The sequence below is a fragment of the Aminiphilus sp. genome (genome assembly GCF_029975095.1).
Lineage (GTDB): Bacteria > Synergistota > Synergistia > Synergistales > Aminiphilaceae > Aminiphilus.
The window spans coordinates 1-15,051 of the sequence record NZ_JARKPW010000015.1 but is presented as its reverse complement, the minus strand read 5'-3'; the positions used below and the strand labels follow the sequence as shown (position 1 = coordinate 15,051).

Below are 15,051 nucleotides of genomic sequence, written 5' to 3'. Positions count from 1 at the left end.
GCCGTGGGTTCGAGCAGCACGGCGCTCTTGGAATCCACGTTGTCGGGCAGGACATGGAGCTGGAATTCGGGCCACACGGTGTACTTGGCGAAGCCGCCGCCCGTGACGTAGTGGGCGCGTCCGTCCATGGGGCGCAAAGTGTTGCAGATGTTGAAGCGTCCTTCGAGACAGGCGGGACAGTGGCCGCAGTAGAAGGTGACGATCTCGCAGACCACGCGGTCTCCGGGTTGCACGCGGGTGACCTCGGGACCGGTCGCGACGACCCTGGCCACGATCTCGTGCCCTTGCACGACCTTGCGGGGCGGGTGCAGGACGGCGGCCTTCTCCTCCTCGCCGGCAGTCCATTTGTGGATGTCGCTGCCGCAGATTCCGCAGTATTCGACTTCGAGCAACACGTCGTGGGGAGCGTAGGGGTTCTCCCCCAGTTTCGGCACGGGGACTTCCTCAAGTCGCACATCCCCGTTCGGATAGGTCACAAGTCCGAGCATCGTTTTCTCCATGGTACGGTTCTCTCTCCCTTCGTGGATCATGCGGGCGGTGTGCCCGATGGAGCCGTCTTCTTCCGTGAGGCCCTCCATCGTTCGTACACGGGTGTGGACTGCACGAGCGAGAGAAGGGCGAGAAACAGCAGCGTGGCCGAGATGGGGTTCGTGAGAAAGACCATCCACGACCCCTGGCTGATGAGCAGGGACTGGTGCAGGCTCACGTCGAGCATTCTTCCCAGGATCAGCCCCACGACGAGGGGTGCCACGGGAATCTTCAGTTTGTCCATGAAGTAGCCCAGAATGCCGAAGGCGAACATGAGCCCCACTTCGAAGAGATTGTTGTTGATGGCGAAGGCCCCGATGACGCAGAGGACCACGATGGCCACGGACAATACCCTGTTGCTGATGCGGGTGACGAAGATGCATGCCTTGGTGAAGAGCAATCCCTCCGCGAACATGAAGAAATTGGACAGGAGGATCGCCCAGAGGAGTGTGTAGGTCACGCCCGCGTATTCCGTCATCAGGGTGGGGCCGGGCATGATGCCGTGGATCATGAGCCCTCCGAGAAGGATGGCCGTGGCGGAGCTGCCGGGGATGCCAAGAGAGATGGTGGGGATGAGCGCTCCGCCCACCACGGCGTTGTTGGCTGCTTCGGGAGCGGCGATGCCGTAGGGGTTTCCCTTGCCGAAGGATCCCTTGTCCTTGGAGAACCGTTTCGCCTCGTTGTAGGCGAACCAGCAGGCTGTGTCGCCGCCCGTGCCGGGAATGATGCCCGTGAAGACACCGATGAGTCCCGAGCGAATGAAGGTGGGAATGAGAGGGCGGATCTCTTTCCAGGGACGAAGGATGCGGTCTCTGATGGAGTTCACCCGCTCCGCCGCCACCTCGTCGCTCTCGACGAGCCGCAGGGCCTGGGGAATGGAGAAGAGGCCGATGAGAGCCACCGTGAAGGGAATGCCCGAGAAGAGGTTGATGTTTCCCAGGGTGAACCGGGGAATACCCGTGATGGGATCCATGCCTACCGTGGAGAAGAGAAGCCCGAGCATGCCCGCGAGCAATCCCTTGACGGTAGATCCCTGAGAGAGAGAAGCGATGATAGTCATGCCCAGCGCCGCCACGGCGAAGAGTTCCACCGGCCCGAACATGAGGGCGACGCGCCCGAGGATGGGAGCGATGGTGAGGAGAAAGAGGCTGCTCACCGTACCGCCCACGAAGGAGGCGGTGAGGGAAATGCCCAGGGCACGTCCTGCCTCGCCGCGCTGAGCCATGGGATATCCATCGAGTACCGTGGCCGCCGCGGAGGGCGTTCCCGGGGTCCGCACCAGGATGGCCGCGATGGAGCCGCCGTACATGGCGCCCATGTAGATGGCGGCGAGCATGCTGATGCCCGTTTCCGGGCGGAGCACGAAGGTGACGGGCACCAGGAGGGCGATGGCCATGGTGGCGGAGAGTCCCGGCATGGCCCCTACCAGAAGGCCGAGACCGGTTCCGAAGGCGACGGCGAGGAGATTCGCCGGAGTCAGAACGGAGGTGAAGCCGAGAAGAATGTTTTCGAGAATCATGGCGGAAGCGCTCCTTCCCCGGGTCTAGCTTCCCAGAAGAGATTCCAGGCAACCCATGGGAATGGGGAGCTTCAGGAACCACACGAAAAGGAAATAAATGAAGATCGAGAACCCGACTCCCACCAGGATCGCCCTGACGAGACCCATGGCGCGTAGAAAGACGTAGCCGAGAATCATGAAGAGCGGTGTGGCGACGAAGTAGCCGATGCGTGGAATGGCGTAGATGTAGGCGACGATGGCGACGGCGTAGGCGACGACGGTTCCTCTATTGATTCGCTTCTCCGGGGAAGCGGGTTCTCTTCCTTCGTTGTTTCCGGCGGTGGACTGTCGCTGTTTCCTGATGGCCATAAGGACCATGGCGCCGGAGAGGATGAAGACGAGAATGGAGACGAGCTTCGGAAAGAGGCCCGCTGTAGCGGGCATGGAGGATGCCTTGACGAAGAAATAGGCTCCGAGGCCCGTGGTGGCCAGCGCGAAAAGGCTGTGATCGAGAACCTGTCCCAAGATTTGTCCCTCCTGTGCCGCTTGATCGGAAACGTCCCGGCCGGGTTTCTTCGGAGCATTTCCCGCAGGAAAAGATGTTGCCCGGGAGGAAAGGTGTTTCACTGCAAGAACTCCGCGGAAGGCCGGGGCGCCGTCACTGCACCCGGCTCTCCGCGAAGAGGGCTTCTATTTTCCCTGGTACTGTTCCTTCACCTCATCCCAGATGGCCTTGAAGGCTGTTTCCTGCTCCGCGAGCATGGCGGCGTACTCGTCCCCGTACTTCATGTCGATGATGGAGGCACGGTCGTTGCAGGCCTTCACGAATTCAGGCATCTCCGCCATCTTCTTGAACGCCTCGATGAGCGCGTCCCTGGCTTCGGCGGGAATACCCTTGGGGGCGCTGTAGCCACGGGACGAACCGGAGACGACATCATAACCGAGTTCCTTCATGGTGGGCACGTCGGGGAGCATCTCCACGCGCTTCTCCGCGAAGATCGCCAAGGCGCGGAGGTTGCCCGCCTTGATCTGCGGATAGGTGATGCCGAGATTGTTGAAGCTGGCGTTGATCTTGCCGCCCATCGCGGCCTGCCAGGAGGGGCCGTCTCCTTCGAAGGGGACCATCTGGAATTTCAGTCCCGTGGCCTTCTCCACGATGAGGGTGGTGAAGAAGTCGTCGCCGCCTACGCCGGAATTGCCCACGGTGAGTTTGCCGGGGTTCTCCTTTGCGGCATTCATGAAGTCTTCCATGGTCTGATAGGGGCTGTCCTTTGCCACCACCACGATGCCGGGATCGGTGATGACGTTGGCGATGGGTTCGAGTTCGGCGATGGTGTAGGTGATCTCGGGGTTCATGATGTAGTTCGTCTGGAGCATCGGGGTGTTGGTGATGCTCACGGTGTACCCGTCCTTCTTGGCGGTCTTCGCGAGCTGTGTCCATGCGATGGCGCCGGTGGCTCCGGGAATGTACTGATTGATGAAGGATTGACCGAGGGCCTTTTCCAGATAGGGTTGCGTGAGCTGCGCAAGAGTGTCGCTGCCGCCGCCGGGCTTGAAGCCCTGAAGAACCGTGATCTGCTTCTCCGGATACGCCGCGAACGCTGCCTGTCCCAACAATGCGAACAGGACAACCGTCAGGATTCCCACTACCCACTTGGATTTTCTCATAACGCGTTCCCCCCCTGAAATATGATGGAATCGGTGAAGCCGACCAGCGAAGCCTTCCGGCCCGGAAGGGCCTTCCGCTCCGCGTGCGTCCCGCGCATGTCGCTCCGGAACGATTTTTGCTCCGGAGGATCCCCATCCTCTCCTGGTTGTGACGAAAAAGTCCTCTGAAGATGTGGTTTTGCGTTATCCTGCTGTGATGATCCAGCGTTGATAGAATATCATAAAAAGGAAGAATTTTCTGCTCGACCAAGATCAACCAGAAATGTTCCGAAACATCGACAGGATAGCCGGGAAACACACGCTTGTCAATCCTCACTTTTACCTTTGTGGCCGAACAGGGATAACGTCATCCCTTAAACGGGAGGGAACTCTGGTCGAGTAAGTATCGCCCTCTCTCAATCTCGATCGCATCGCGTTTTTCCGAGATCGGCGTGGCATTTCTCAGAGGTTCCGGGCCAGGGATGATGAGGAGCAATGTTCTTCAGAGCCGGGGATGCCAGACGACGCCGTCTTCGCCGGCGTAACGGGCGAAGGAGACTCCGTAGGCTTTTCGGAGGAGATCCTCCCGGAGTACTGCTGTGACGGAACCGGCGGCGAGGAGTTCGCCGTCCGACAGGACCCAGACATCGTCGCACCAGCGAGCGGCGAGGTTGACGTCGTGCACGGAGGCGACGACCGTTCGCCCTTCCAGGGCGGCCTCCCGGAGAAGCGCGAAGAGTTCCGCTCCGTGGCGGGGATCGAGAGAGGACGATGGCTCGTCCAGGAGGAGCACTTGCGGATTCTGGGCGAGAATCTGGGCGACGGCCACGCGCTGTCGTTCTCCGCCGGAGAGTTCCGCCACGCTTCGGGAGAGAAGGTCTCCGAGGCCGAGGCGGGATGCCGCCGCCGCGGCCGTCCGGCGGTCTTCTTCTGTATATCCCGCAAGGGAGCGCACATGAGGAAGGCGCCCGAGGAGGATCACCTCGTACACCGCGAAGGGATAGCGCAGCAGGGGGTCCTGGGGAACGAAGCCGATGCGGAGTCCGAGTTCTCTTCGGGAGAGTTTTCGGACGCGATGTTCCGAAGGGAGCGAGGGGGCGTGACCGGTTTCTTTCTTTTCCGGGAGGTCTCGGAGAAAGAGGTTGCCCTCGTGGGGGAGGAGCCCCGCGAGGCAGCCGAGAAGGGTGCTCTTTCCGCTGCCGTTGGGGCCGAGGAGTGCGGTGATGCGTCCATGCCTGATCTCTCCCGAGAGGTTTCGGAGCACCGGACGCGCCCTGTAGCCGACGGAGAGGTTTTCCAGGCGGTAGCTCACGAGGAGGCGCGTCCCCGGGTACGCAGAAGAATCCAGCAGAAGACGGGGCCCCCCGCGAGGGCCGTCACGACTCCCACGGGAAGTTCGCCGAGCTGCTGGGCCGCTCCGTCCGCGCCGGCGAGGAGGAGACAGCCCGCGACGAAGGCGAGAGGGAGGAGGGTTCGATGGGCGGGGCCTGCGAGAAGGCGCAGGAGGTGAGGCCCCACGAGACCGACGAAGCCGATGATGCCGAAATGGGCCACCACGAGAGAGGCCGCCAGAGAGGCCGCTCCCAGGAGGACGAGGCGGAGCCGCTTTTCGTTCACGCCGAGGAGCGCCGCCCGCCCTTCTCCGAGGGACATGGCGTCCAGCTCCCGCCCCCACCACCAGGCGGGAAGCGTTACGGCGGCCGCGCCGATCCAGGCGGAGCCCGCCGCCGACACGGAGGCGCCGGAAAACCCCCCCATGAGCCAAAGGACGATGGCAGCCATGCGCTCTTCCGAGATGGCCTTGAGGAGTGTCACTCCCGCGGAAAGGATGGCGCTCACCACGATGCCCGCCAGGACGAGGTGCACGGGAGAATTGCCTCCGGATCTCCAGGCGAGGGCGAAGGCGAGGGAAAGGGCGAGGGCGGCACCGCAAAAGGCTGCGGCGGGTACCCAGATGCCGCCGAGGAAGATGCCGAGGGAAGCCCCCAGGGCCGCTCCCGCGGCGATGCCCAATGTGTAGGGTTCCGCAAGCGGATTGCCCAGCAGCGCCTGGAGAACGACGCCCGAGACGGAGAGAGCCGCCCCAGACGCGGTGGCCGCCAGAAGACGGGGGAGGCGGACGGTGCGCACCACCAGGGCCTGTTGCTGTGGCAGGGTTGTTGCATCGGCGAAGGGATTCAGGAGCGAGAGCACTGCTCCGGGAGGGACGTCCATGGGGCCCGCGAGGAGTCGCCAGGTGCCCACCAGGAGGAGGCCGAGAAAGAGGAGCGCTCCGAGCCGCAGGGCGCGCCGCCTGCGGGATGCCTCCAGAGTTGCCATGCGGTGGAGGGTGTCGTCACCGGCAGAAAGGGAGCCGCTCTGGGAATGTTCGGGACCGGCACTGGCGCCGGTGGCGTGTTCCGATAGGGGCACGGAGCATTCCTCCCTGGGGTGTGTCGCCATGAAAAAAGCCGAACCTGTCGGGGCTCTCGGAAAGAGCGTCCGGGAGCCCCGGTTTCTTGTGCGCGTCCCGGTGTTCTAGAAGACGTGCTGCGCCGTGACGCGGAGGTGTTCCACGAAGAGAGCCGCCACCTCGGGATTGCTTCCGAGTCCCTCGATGACGGGGTTCACCCGGTATCCTTTCGACTCCAGAACACTGCGCCAGGATTCGGGATCCTCCGGATCCGCCATGTCGTTCCGGGCGTGGTCTCCCGCGACGATCATGAAGGGCACCAGGGTCACTCGCTTTGCCCCCATGGTCTCAAGGCGTTCCAGAACCATATCGAGGGAAGGGAACCCCTCGACGGTACCGAGGGCGAAGCGCAATCCCCGCTCGTCGAAGAGAAGCTGCATCTGCGAGTAGGCGGCGTTCGCCGGATGGGGTGAACCGTGTCCCATGAAGACCACCGCGCCGTCGCCCTTTGCTCGGTCTCCGTAGGTTCTCTGGAGAATGGAGACCATCTTGCCGTAGTCCTCGAAAGAGGAGAGGAAAGGATCGCCCATGGCGACGGCCTTGAAGGAGTATTTTCGCTCCAGGCGGGCCAGGGCGTCCGTCACTTCCGCGAGATCGTCGAATTCCTCGCCGCGGATCACGTGGGTGGGCTGTACCACCACGTGGGTGAAGCCCTCGTCCTGCATGCGCGCCAGGGCGATCAGCGGAGAGTCGATGACCGTGCCCTCTTCGGCGAGGACTTTTCTGCGGATGATGTTGGACGTATAGGCCGTGCGGACCTCCGCGTCGGGGAAAGCCTTCCGTGCGGCGTCCACGAGGGTGTCGATGGCGCTCCGCGCCTCGGGTACGGAGGTGCCGAAGGCGACGACGAGAATGCCCTTTTTCTCGGGGGCCGCCTTGCCGTGTCCCATGGCGAAGGCCTCGCTGGAAGAAAAGGCCGCGAGGAAAAGAGCGCAGCAGAGAAGTACCAATCCGGAACGGGTCATGTTTGCTTCCTCCTGTTCGAGAGTCTCGTTTCCCGGGGGAAAGGATTTCGATGAACGAACGCATCCGTTCTCTCGAAACGCATCTTTGGATCCGTTCGCTTCGAGAGATGGCCGAAACGGACGGTGACACGTCCGTTCGTCTTTTTTCGCAAGCGCTTCAACAGGACGGGACCGCGGCGTACACCGCGGTCCCCAAGACGAGCTTGGGAGCGCGTCCGCCCACGCAGACATCACCTCCTCACCCGTTTCCGGCCGGTCTCCTGACTCGCGGTCCTTCTTCGCCGCCCCTTCCCGAAACCTGGGGTTTCAGTGGTTCCATGCGGCGTCGTCGCGCTTACAGTGGCGGGGCCGTGCCGGATTTACACCGGCTTCCCGTTCGGAAAACTTTTGTGACGCCACCGGAGGGCACGGCGGCGGTTCTCCGAAAACCGGAAACGTTTCCTTTCGAGTTGTGGAGTGCCGCCCGGAGAGCGGGGGCGACACCGGAAAGACCTGCTGCCGAAGTTTCCTTCAGACGGTCTCCATCAGGGGCAAGTATACGCGAAAACGGGACGAGAGGAACCCCCCTCCCGTTCTCAATGTCCGGTGGCTGCCTCCAGAGAGATACTCCGGGTGAGCATCTCCGTCACGAAATCCAGTGCTCTTCGGAATCCTCCGGCGGAATCACCCGCGAGTCCTGCTCTTTGAGCGGAGAGAGACTCCGCGAAAGCCCGGCGAAGAACGGGCATTTCCACCAGAGGGCTCCGCCCCGAGGCGAGGGATTCCATCACGATATATCCTGCGTCCGTAAGCGATGGAAGAAGCGGGCCACCGACTCGTTCGGCCACGCGTGCCCCTCGTTCCAGGGCGGTACGCCGGTACCAGGAAGGTTCTTCGCTGCGGTGCACAAGGCGGAATTTCTCTCCCGGAAGCTCCGGGGAGAAACGCGTTGTTTCCCCGCCGTTTCCTTTCAGAAGCGGCTTCAGGGATGCTTCAAGAAAGGGAACGAGTCCTCGGCCGTCGCCGAGGAGATTTCCGAGAGACACGCTTTCTGTTCTTCCGTCGGCGAACACCAGGAGGACGAATTGCCCTTCCAGAAGGCGTGCCCAGGTCGGATCGTCCACCTCCGCCGCCTGTTTCACCGGGAGAAGGGTCGCGTCCAGGGTGGCGCCGAAGGTTTGGGCAATGCGCTCCACCATGGCTTTCCATTCCGACGACGCGGCATGCAGTCGCAGCACCCGGAGGGCGAAGGCCTCCTGCACCAGTTCTCCCGTATCGGCTACGAGTTCCCCGTCCGAGGGAAGAAGAGGAGCGGTGCGAACGAACCAGCGTTGCCAGGCCATGGTGAGCCAGGGAAGAAAATCCGCGTCCAGACGTCGCGTCTGTGCGTCGAGCCAAGTGTCGGCAAGGGCTGCGGCAGTGTTTTCCGTCCGCGTTGCCGCCGTTGCGACGGCCTCGGAGAGCGCTTTTCCGGAAGAGACGGAAAGTTTCCCTGCGATGTGCCGCTCCCTGCTTTCCCTGAAATGGGGCGACGGTTGGAAAAGGGTGTTCCGCAGGAAAAAATGCCCTCCTCCCGCGGCGAGGACGACGAGGACGAGAAAAGCCAGTCCGAGGCCGAGTCGTTTTCCTGCGCCGCTCCCTCTCTTCGGGAGGGAACTGCGTTTTTCCGTTTCGACGGTCTCCTCCGGCATGTCCGGACTGTTTTCCGGGCGGAGGTCCTCCTCGTCGGCCCTCCGCCTGGAAGAGACGAGGGAAAGAAAGATCCAGAGCAGCAGAAATCCTCCTGCGCCGAGGAAGACCGAAGGTGTCCCCCAGGGGGGAAGCAGGTTCAGGAGCATGGCGGGAAACAGGAACAGGCGACCCGCGGGAATCATGAAGCGGGCGATGCCGGGTGACACCGCTCCGAGAGAGGCGAGTCGGGTATCTCCCTCGCGGAGAGCCAGATAGGCCGCAAGACCGAAGGCTCCCTTGGGATTTCTCCGCAATCCCTCCAGAAAGGCCTGGGGCGCTTTGAGTTCCCCGAAACGACGGGAGGCGGCGAGGCCCCATGTTCGGGTGATCTCCAGGAAAGCCCGATTTTCCGGGCCGAGACGTTGCAGCATGGCCGACGCGTCGGCGAGGTCCGTCGGCGTGGCAGCCAAGCTCAGGATGGAGAACACCGATGCGGCGTGCCACCCTGCATTGCCGTAGAGGGTCCACAGGAGGGTCGTCGCCTCTGGAGAGGATGCGGTCAGAAGCGCTCGCCCCGCCTCGTCGGGCGAGGCGATGTCGCCCTTGTTCGCGTCTTTGGTCGAAAGAGCTTTTTCCGCAGCCGTGAGGAGCGTCGCGAGTTCCTTGCCGGCGGAAACGATCGTCGGAGCGCCATCACTGCCTACCGAGGCAAGGACCTGCTCCACCCGGAGAAGGTCTCCCGGCCCGTAGGCACGCACCGTTCCGGTCGTTGCCTCACTTTCCTGGACACCGGTGAGCCATGTTCCGGGCGAGACGGTCCATCCCAAAGCGGCATCCAGGCCGAGGCGTCGTACCAGGGCTCCCCGAAGTGCGTCCTCGTCAAGCGATGCTTCTCCGGAAGGAACGAACGTCCGCAATGCCCGCTCCGTCGGAGGAGGCACGAGGCGCTCCCGGAGAATTTCCAGTGATTCCGCGTCGCCGATGCCCTGGGCTTGGCAGAAGTCGAGGATGCCGAGCGCCGCGGCGGGTCGTCCCTCCCGGGAGGTGGCGATGGCGAGGGAGACGAAATCCGACGGTGCCAGCGCGCTCAGAAAAAGTCCGAAGAAGGACGCGCCGAAGAGTCCCGCGAGAAGCAGAAAGGAAAACGCCCCCCAGAGAAGGCGCACGATCGTGCCGATCATGAAGGTCACCTCCGGTGTAGCGGGCCGGGTTGGAGATTCCCTGCCCTTTTCGGCAAGTATAGCCCAACTCCGCAGTGTCGTCCTCGGCAAAAGCCCCCGGGAGAAGGTCCCTTGTAGGGAAAATGGTTTTTACCTTCCGTTCTGCCGCGCACGGTCTCAGGGATGGGCTGCCGCTCCGGGCGCGTGGATCCGAACGTTCGGGAACGTTTCTTGACGCTTCTTTACCTTCCTTGACCGCGTCGTTGCATACCCATGGATACACTTTCGTCGTAGAACGCGGAGCGTGGCGGTCCGGGTCAAGACGGAGGGACGGCATCCGTGGAGCCGTCGCATTCTGAAGGAGAAAGTGGATGCGTGAAATTCGGATGTGGAACGGGAGGAATGTGACGATGCGGAAACTGATTGGAGTGATGACGTGTTCGGTGCTGGCCCTTTTTGTCATGTCCCTGTCGGCGTTTGCGAACGCGCCGAAGGACGTGCGGCTGAGCTGGAGCGAGGCGGACAGGGTGCTCGATGTCCATGTGGTTCACAAAACCGAGGAACCGAACAGACATTACATCAGGCGGATTCGGATTCTGGTGAACGGCAAGGAAGTCGACGACAGGCGTTACAAGAGACAATCGGATTCCGGTGGCGTGCATGAGCGGTTTGTCCTCGGAAACGTGCCGAAAGGTGCGACGATCACGGTGACGGCCTTCTGCAATCTGGAGGGATCGGCAACGAAGAGTCTAAAGACGGGACAGGGCGGTTCGGGCCAACCGGAGAAGCCCGGGCCGAATCCGAATCAGCCCGACAAACCCAAGCCCGATCCGAACAAGCCGGGTGCGCCCGAGCAGCCGGGCAAGCCGAAACCGACGCCGACGCCGGAGAAGTCGCATCACGGATAATTCAAGAGAGCGATGTCGGATCGCGCGAGTTCCTGATGTTCGCAAAGAGAGCAGGAGCGGAGATGCCTTCCCCGGACGCTGGAGGATGCCCATGTCCGGGGGTGTCGGGTCTATCGGTTCGGGAACGACGGAGTTTTCCGCCTGAGGGAGAAAAGACCGCCGCAGAAGGAAACCTGTCGATACACAGCCGAAAAATCTTCGCGTTCGAGCAGGGCGAGCGTTTCGTCCGCAGCCCAGTAATGTTCGTCCTTGTCCCATTCCGCGGCCCAGCGCAGGGCTGCCGCGGTCCTTTTCCGAACGTCGGGAAAGGAAATGTCCGCAATCAGCAGACGCCCCTCCGGAAGCAGGTACGTTTCCGCAGCCTTCCGGAGGATGTGCATTTTCGTTGTCAGGTCGAATTCATGGAGAACGTAGGCCGAGACGATCCGATCGAATTGTCCCGGAAGCTCCAGGGGCCACTCGCCGAGGAGGTCGCCCCTGAGAAGGTGGGCGCGGGGAAGTTTTTCGCGGGCTTTTTCAAGCATCGATACGGAGAAATCTACTCCCCAGACGGTACAGCCCCGCCGCACGAAGCGTTCCGTGAGATTGCCCGTTCCGACGCCCAGGTCGAGTACCTTCATGCCATGTGTCGTGTCCGCCGTGGCCACCAGGGCGTCCAATACGTCCTCGTAGCCGTCAAAGGGAAAACGTCCCGAAAAGGACGGGACGATTCGATCGTATTCCGCGGCCCATCGGTCGAAAAGTTGTTCCCGACCCGGATTCGTCTTCATAGGGGTGTAGCTCATCTCCTTCATCGATTGCCAAGGTTCCCGTCGCTGCCCTTCCGGCGCAGCGACGTGCGCCGTCAGTATAGTACCGGTCATCGTGGAAGACAAGCGACGGGGACTTCCGAATTCCTGCGGACACGACGCACGAGGTGAAGCCGGTCGGGGAACTGGTATGATTGGAGAAACTCGAGACGTTTCTCGCCCGAGGAACGATCAAGGAAGGTGTTTTCCGTGAAGATCTTCTCGAAAGTGCTGGTGGTGGCTCTCTGCTGCCTTGTGGGAGGAGCGGCCTGGTATGTGGCCTCGGCGGAACGGGGCGACATCACGATTCCGGAGCCGGAGGCGCGTCCCTTCGAAACACCTCCGCCCGTGCCGGATTCCACCGTGGGGGTTCTCTTTGAAGTGCCCCTGGAGGAACTCCAGGCCGTGGTGAGTCGGGAGCTTACCGCGGATCTGGACGGAACGAGCCCCGTGAACGAGGGGGCGCTCACGGGAACACTCGCGTACCGTGTCCACGCCGACGGAACGCCCAAACTTTCGGGCCAGGACGGACGGCTCCGGATCGACCTCCCCATTGCCTTCTCCTTGCGCCTGGACGGGACGGCCAGCGGGCTCGGGTTGTCCCTTCCCATCCGTACCGGGACGGAGGGGGCCCTCACCGTGACGGTTTCGCTGGCACCCCGGGTGGACGAGGAATGGAACGTTCGGAGCGACCCGAAGCTCTCCTTCCGGTGGCGCCGCTCGCCCCAGGTGGAGGTGCTCGGAGCACGGATTTCCATCGAAAGCGTCGCCACGGAGTATCTGGAGGGACGCATGCAGGACGTGCTTCCCCGTATCGAAGAGGCCGTGTCGGACTCGTTGCGTCTGCGGGAGCGCGCCGAGGAGATCTGGAAGGACCTTTTCGAGCCGCGGCTTTTGGCGGAATCGCCGGATCTCCGGCTCTTCGTCGAGCCGAGGGCGATCTTTCTCGCCAGGCCGGAGGTGGACGGGCAGTCCCTGCGTTTCCGCCTTTCAGTGACGGCGGGGCTCTCTCTCCGCGGCGGAACTCTCTCCGGAGAACCTCTTTCCGCGTCCTCCGTGCCCCCCTTGCCGCCTCTAGTTCCGTCCGTCGCCCCCATGGAGGGCGTCTTCCTGCGCTTTCCCGTGGCGGTCGCCTGGGAGGAACTTTCCGACTGGGCGCAGTCCGAGGCGGCGGGACGGCCCATGGATCTCGGAGACGGTTCGGAGGCGATCATTCGGAAGGTGCGGGTCTTCGGAAACGGAGACCGCCTCGCCGCCGCGGTGGATGTAGAGGCGGAGCGACAGGGAGGACTCCTGGGGAGGCGCACCTCGGGACGGATCTATCTCGAAGGGCGACCGGACTACGACTCCGCATCGAGGGTGCTGGGTCTTCGGGAGTTCGATTTCGACGAGAACACCACCTCGGGACTCGCCAGGGCCGCGGCGTGGCTCGCGAAGCCTCTTCTCGTGCGCCGCATGGAGGAATCCCTCCGCTTTCCTCTGGCGGAGAAGGCCGACGAGGCGAAGGAACTTCTCCGCCGGGCCCTGGAGAATCTGACGAACGAAGAGATGTCCGTCTCCGGGGATGTGCACGATGTGACGGTGGAGGGACTTTTCGTCACGCCCCAGGCGCTTGAGGTGGCGCTCGCGGTGAGCGGCGACGCCCGGATGGTGTTCCATGTCGGGCCCTAGCCTCCGGGCGGCGATGAAGGCGGTTCTCCGATGACGAACGAGGCGGGCGGTGGAGCGCGAATGAAGGAGCGGTTGCCTTCGGCAGTTCACGCTCTATGGGGTTTCTTTGCCGCGGCAGGCATACCTGCTTGGATTGTGGGCGGATGCGTTCGGGATCTCCTTCTCGGGCGTTCCTTCGCGGATGTGGATTTCGTGGCGGACGCGCCGGCGGAGGTGATCCTCGCCCTTGTGGAACACTGGGGGAAAAAGCGCTTCGGTCGATTTGAAGGAACTCTTGTCGGCAAGCCTCCCGCCGCGACGGTGCTTCTCGCGGTGGAAGGAACGGGCGTGGAGATTGCACCGCTCGTCGGGGGCTCCCTGGAGGCGGATCTGGGCCGAAGGGATTTCACGGTGAACGCCATGGCGATGGACCTGAAAGGCGCTCTGTGGGACCCCTTCGGGGGGCGGGGGGATCTCAAGGAGAAACGGCTCCGTTTCACCGGAAGCGCCGCGGATCGCCTCGCCGAGGACCCGATTCGGGCGCTCCGTTTCTGCCGGTTTGCCGCGGAACTGGCCTTTCATCCCGATCTGCCGGGGCAGGAGGCCGTGCGCGCTCTGGCGCCCTCGGCACGAGGAAGAGAGAAGTTCCTCGTCGCCTCGGAACGCGTCGGTCGGGAGGTCCTGAAGGCTTTGTCCGGGCTTTCGGTCTTTCTTGAGCTGGCGGACGCTCTGGGGATGCTTCCTTTTTTTCTGCCCTTCCTGGAGAGCCTCAAGGGGGTAGAACAATCTCCGGACTATCACCCGGAGGGAGATGTGTTCGTTCATACGCTCCGCACCGTCCGGGCCGCCGAGGAATACGGCGTGTCCTCCGTGACGGCGGCGGCGCTGCTGCACGATCTGGGCAAGCCCGAGACGTTTTTCCGCGATGAGAGTGGGCGAATCCGTTTTTTCCGCCACGAGGAACGGAGCGCCGAACAGGCCCGGCGCATTCTCACCGCCTGGGCCTGGCCCGGCGTGCTCGCGGAGGAGACGGTCTTCCTCGTGGCGCGTCACGACATTCTGCGCCATCCCCTCTCCCTCCGGGGAGCGGTGCGTCTTCTCCGGGAACTGGAGGCTGTGCCGCGCCTCTCTGGTGCGGAGTGCTCCGGAAGGGCGGCATGGCAGATGCCTCTCGAACACCTCGTGGCCCTCACCAGGGCGGATATCGCCGGAGGGAACGGCAACGATGCGGTTCTCAAGGAAAATCTGCGGCTTCTGGACGAGGCGGCTACTCGCCTGGAGACGGTGGTGCCGCCGGGAAAGAGGCGACTTCTCTCGGGGCACGACGTCATGCAGGTGCTCTGTCTGCCGCCGGGGCCGAAGGTCGGGGAGCTTCTGGAGGAACTCGATCTGGGTGTCGCCGAGGGAAGAGTGCGCACGAGAGAAGACGCTCTTGCCTGGCTGGACTCTCTGAAGCAAGAGTCAGCAAACACCCCTTCCTGAGCCTGCCGGGGGGCGCTGCGGCGCCCACGAGAACGTTCCCGCATGAGCGTCTTTGTTTCTTCGCTCCGGCGCGTTGCGTTGGAAGCGAAACCGGGAAAATTGACGTGGCTCTTCCGGAAGCGTCGGGAGGGAGCGTGTCGTTTCAGACCAGGGGAATCTCCTTCTCCGCATCGCCGCTCTCCGTCTTGTGCGATGAATGCCTCGAAACGGCACGCAGACTCAGCAGGGCGCAGAGGGCTCCGGCGCCGCACAGAGCCGCCGCGGTGAACCACACCGTCCGGAACGCCGCGGCCATGGCCTCGGTGGCGGTGCTCCCTCCGAGG

General features: G+C 63.1%; 13 protein-coding genes and 1 riboswitch. Of the genes, 3 read left to right on the top strand and 10 right to left on the bottom strand.

Annotated elements, in window-relative coordinates; all coding sequences use genetic code 11:
• From Q1K49_RS01020 to Q1K49_RS00985, 8 genes are all read right to left on the bottom strand, one after another.
• On the bottom strand, positions 1–500 hold a 500-nt coding region (locus Q1K49_RS01020; protein ID WP_300521755.1), incomplete at its 3' end, for an alcohol dehydrogenase catalytic domain-containing protein.
• A gap of 26 nt (positions 501–526) precedes the next feature.
• Positions 527–2,047, bottom strand: a complete 1,521-nt coding sequence (locus Q1K49_RS01015) for a tripartite tricarboxylate transporter permease (RefSeq protein ID WP_300521753.1) — start codon at positions 2,045–2,047, stop codon at positions 527–529.
• A 24-nt stretch (positions 2,048–2,071) separates the two neighbouring features.
• Positions 2,072–2,551, bottom strand: coding sequence for a tripartite tricarboxylate transporter TctB family protein (locus Q1K49_RS01010; protein ID WP_300521751.1), 480 nt, complete (start codon positions 2,549–2,551; stop codon positions 2,072–2,074).
• Positions 2,552–2,716: 165 nt separating this feature from the next.
• Positions 2,717–3,694, bottom strand: coding sequence for a tripartite tricarboxylate transporter substrate binding protein (locus Q1K49_RS01005; protein ID WP_300521749.1), 978 nt, complete (start codon positions 3,692–3,694; stop codon positions 2,717–2,719).
• Between the two features lie 481 nt (positions 3,695–4,175).
• Complete coding sequence (locus Q1K49_RS01000) at positions 4,176–4,985, bottom strand: ABC transporter ATP-binding protein (protein WP_300521748.1); 810 nt, start codon at positions 4,983–4,985, stop codon at positions 4,176–4,178.
• Positions 4,982–6,085, bottom strand: a complete 1,104-nt coding sequence (locus tag Q1K49_RS00995; protein ID WP_300521746.1) for an iron ABC transporter permease — start codon at positions 6,083–6,085, stop codon at positions 4,982–4,984. The genes Q1K49_RS01000 and Q1K49_RS00995 overlap by 4 nt, the downstream gene beginning before the upstream one ends.
• 105 nt (positions 6,086–6,190) lie before the next feature.
• Positions 6,191–7,090, bottom strand: a complete 900-nt coding sequence (locus Q1K49_RS00990) for a sirohydrochlorin cobaltochelatase (protein WP_300521744.1) — start codon at positions 7,088–7,090, stop codon at positions 6,191–6,193.
• 232 nt (positions 7,091–7,322) lie between these two features.
• A riboswitch (cobalamin riboswitch) is annotated at positions 7,323–7,538 on the bottom strand.
• 127 nt (positions 7,539–7,665) lie between these two features.
• Positions 7,666–9,921 carry a hypothetical protein gene (locus tag Q1K49_RS00985; protein ID WP_300521742.1) on the bottom strand — a complete coding sequence of 752 codons (2,256 nt, stop codon included), beginning with the start codon at positions 9,919–9,921 and terminating at the stop codon, positions 7,666–7,668.
• A gap of 389 nt (positions 9,922–10,310) precedes the next feature.
• Between Q1K49_RS00985 and Q1K49_RS00980 the strand changes: the two genes are divergently transcribed.
• A complete protein-coding gene (locus Q1K49_RS00980) occupies positions 10,311–10,808 on the top strand; it encodes a hypothetical protein (protein ID WP_300521741.1) in 498 nt (165 codons plus the stop codon).
• Between the two features lie 110 nt (positions 10,809–10,918).
• On the opposite strand, the gene Q1K49_RS00975 is transcribed toward Q1K49_RS00980, so the two are convergent.
• Positions 10,919–11,578 (bottom strand): methyltransferase domain-containing protein, encoded by a 660-nt coding sequence (locus tag Q1K49_RS00975; RefSeq protein ID WP_300521739.1) that lies wholly within the window; start codon positions 11,576–11,578, stop codon positions 10,919–10,921.
• Positions 11,579–11,806: 228 nt separating this feature from the next.
• Here Q1K49_RS00975 and Q1K49_RS00970 point away from each other — a divergent pair, with 228 nt between their 5' ends.
• Both Q1K49_RS00970 and Q1K49_RS00965 read left to right on the top strand, forming a co-directional pair.
• Positions 11,807–13,267: a DUF4403 family protein gene (locus Q1K49_RS00970; RefSeq protein WP_300521736.1), complete on the top strand. Its 1,461-nt coding sequence runs from the start codon at positions 11,807–11,809 to the stop codon at positions 13,265–13,267.
• A 30-nt stretch (positions 13,268–13,297) separates the two neighbouring features.
• Positions 13,298–14,728: an HD domain-containing protein gene (locus Q1K49_RS00965; RefSeq protein WP_300521733.1), complete on the top strand. Its 1,431-nt coding sequence runs from the start codon at positions 13,298–13,300 to the stop codon at positions 14,726–14,728.
• A gap of 142 nt (positions 14,729–14,870) precedes the next feature.
• Here Q1K49_RS00965 and Q1K49_RS00960 read toward each other — a convergent pair.
• A partial coding sequence (locus tag Q1K49_RS00960; RefSeq protein WP_300521731.1) for a hypothetical protein occupies positions 14,871–15,051 on the bottom strand: 181 nt, incomplete at its 5' end.

Bases quoted from the DNA above. Each gene is read 5' to 3' on its own strand.
- Q1K49_RS01015 (WP_300521753.1), bottom strand. From the start codon at position 2,047: ATGATTCTCGAAAACATTCTTCTCGGCTTCACCTCCGTTCTGACTCCG.
- Q1K49_RS01005 (WP_300521749.1), bottom strand. From the start codon at position 3,694: ATGAGAAAATCCAAGTGGGTAGTGGGAATCCTGACGGTTGTCCTGTTC.
- Q1K49_RS00990 (WP_300521744.1), bottom strand. From the start codon at position 7,090: ATGACCCGTTCCGGATTGGTACTTCTCTGCTGCGCTCTTTTCCTCGCG.
- Q1K49_RS00985 (WP_300521742.1), bottom strand. From the start codon at position 9,921: ATGATCGGCACGATCGTGCGCCTTCTCTGGGGGGCGTTTTCCTTTCTG.
- Q1K49_RS00980 (WP_300521741.1), top strand. From the start codon at position 10,311: ATGCGGAAACTGATTGGAGTGATGACGTGTTCGGTGCTGGCCCTTTTT.
- Q1K49_RS00975 (WP_300521739.1), bottom strand. From the start codon at position 11,578: ATGAAGACGAATCCGGGTCGGGAACAACTTTTCGACCGATGGGCCGCG.
- Q1K49_RS00965 (WP_300521733.1), top strand. From the start codon at position 13,298: ATGACGAACGAGGCGGGCGGTGGAGCGCGAATGAAGGAGCGGTTGCCT.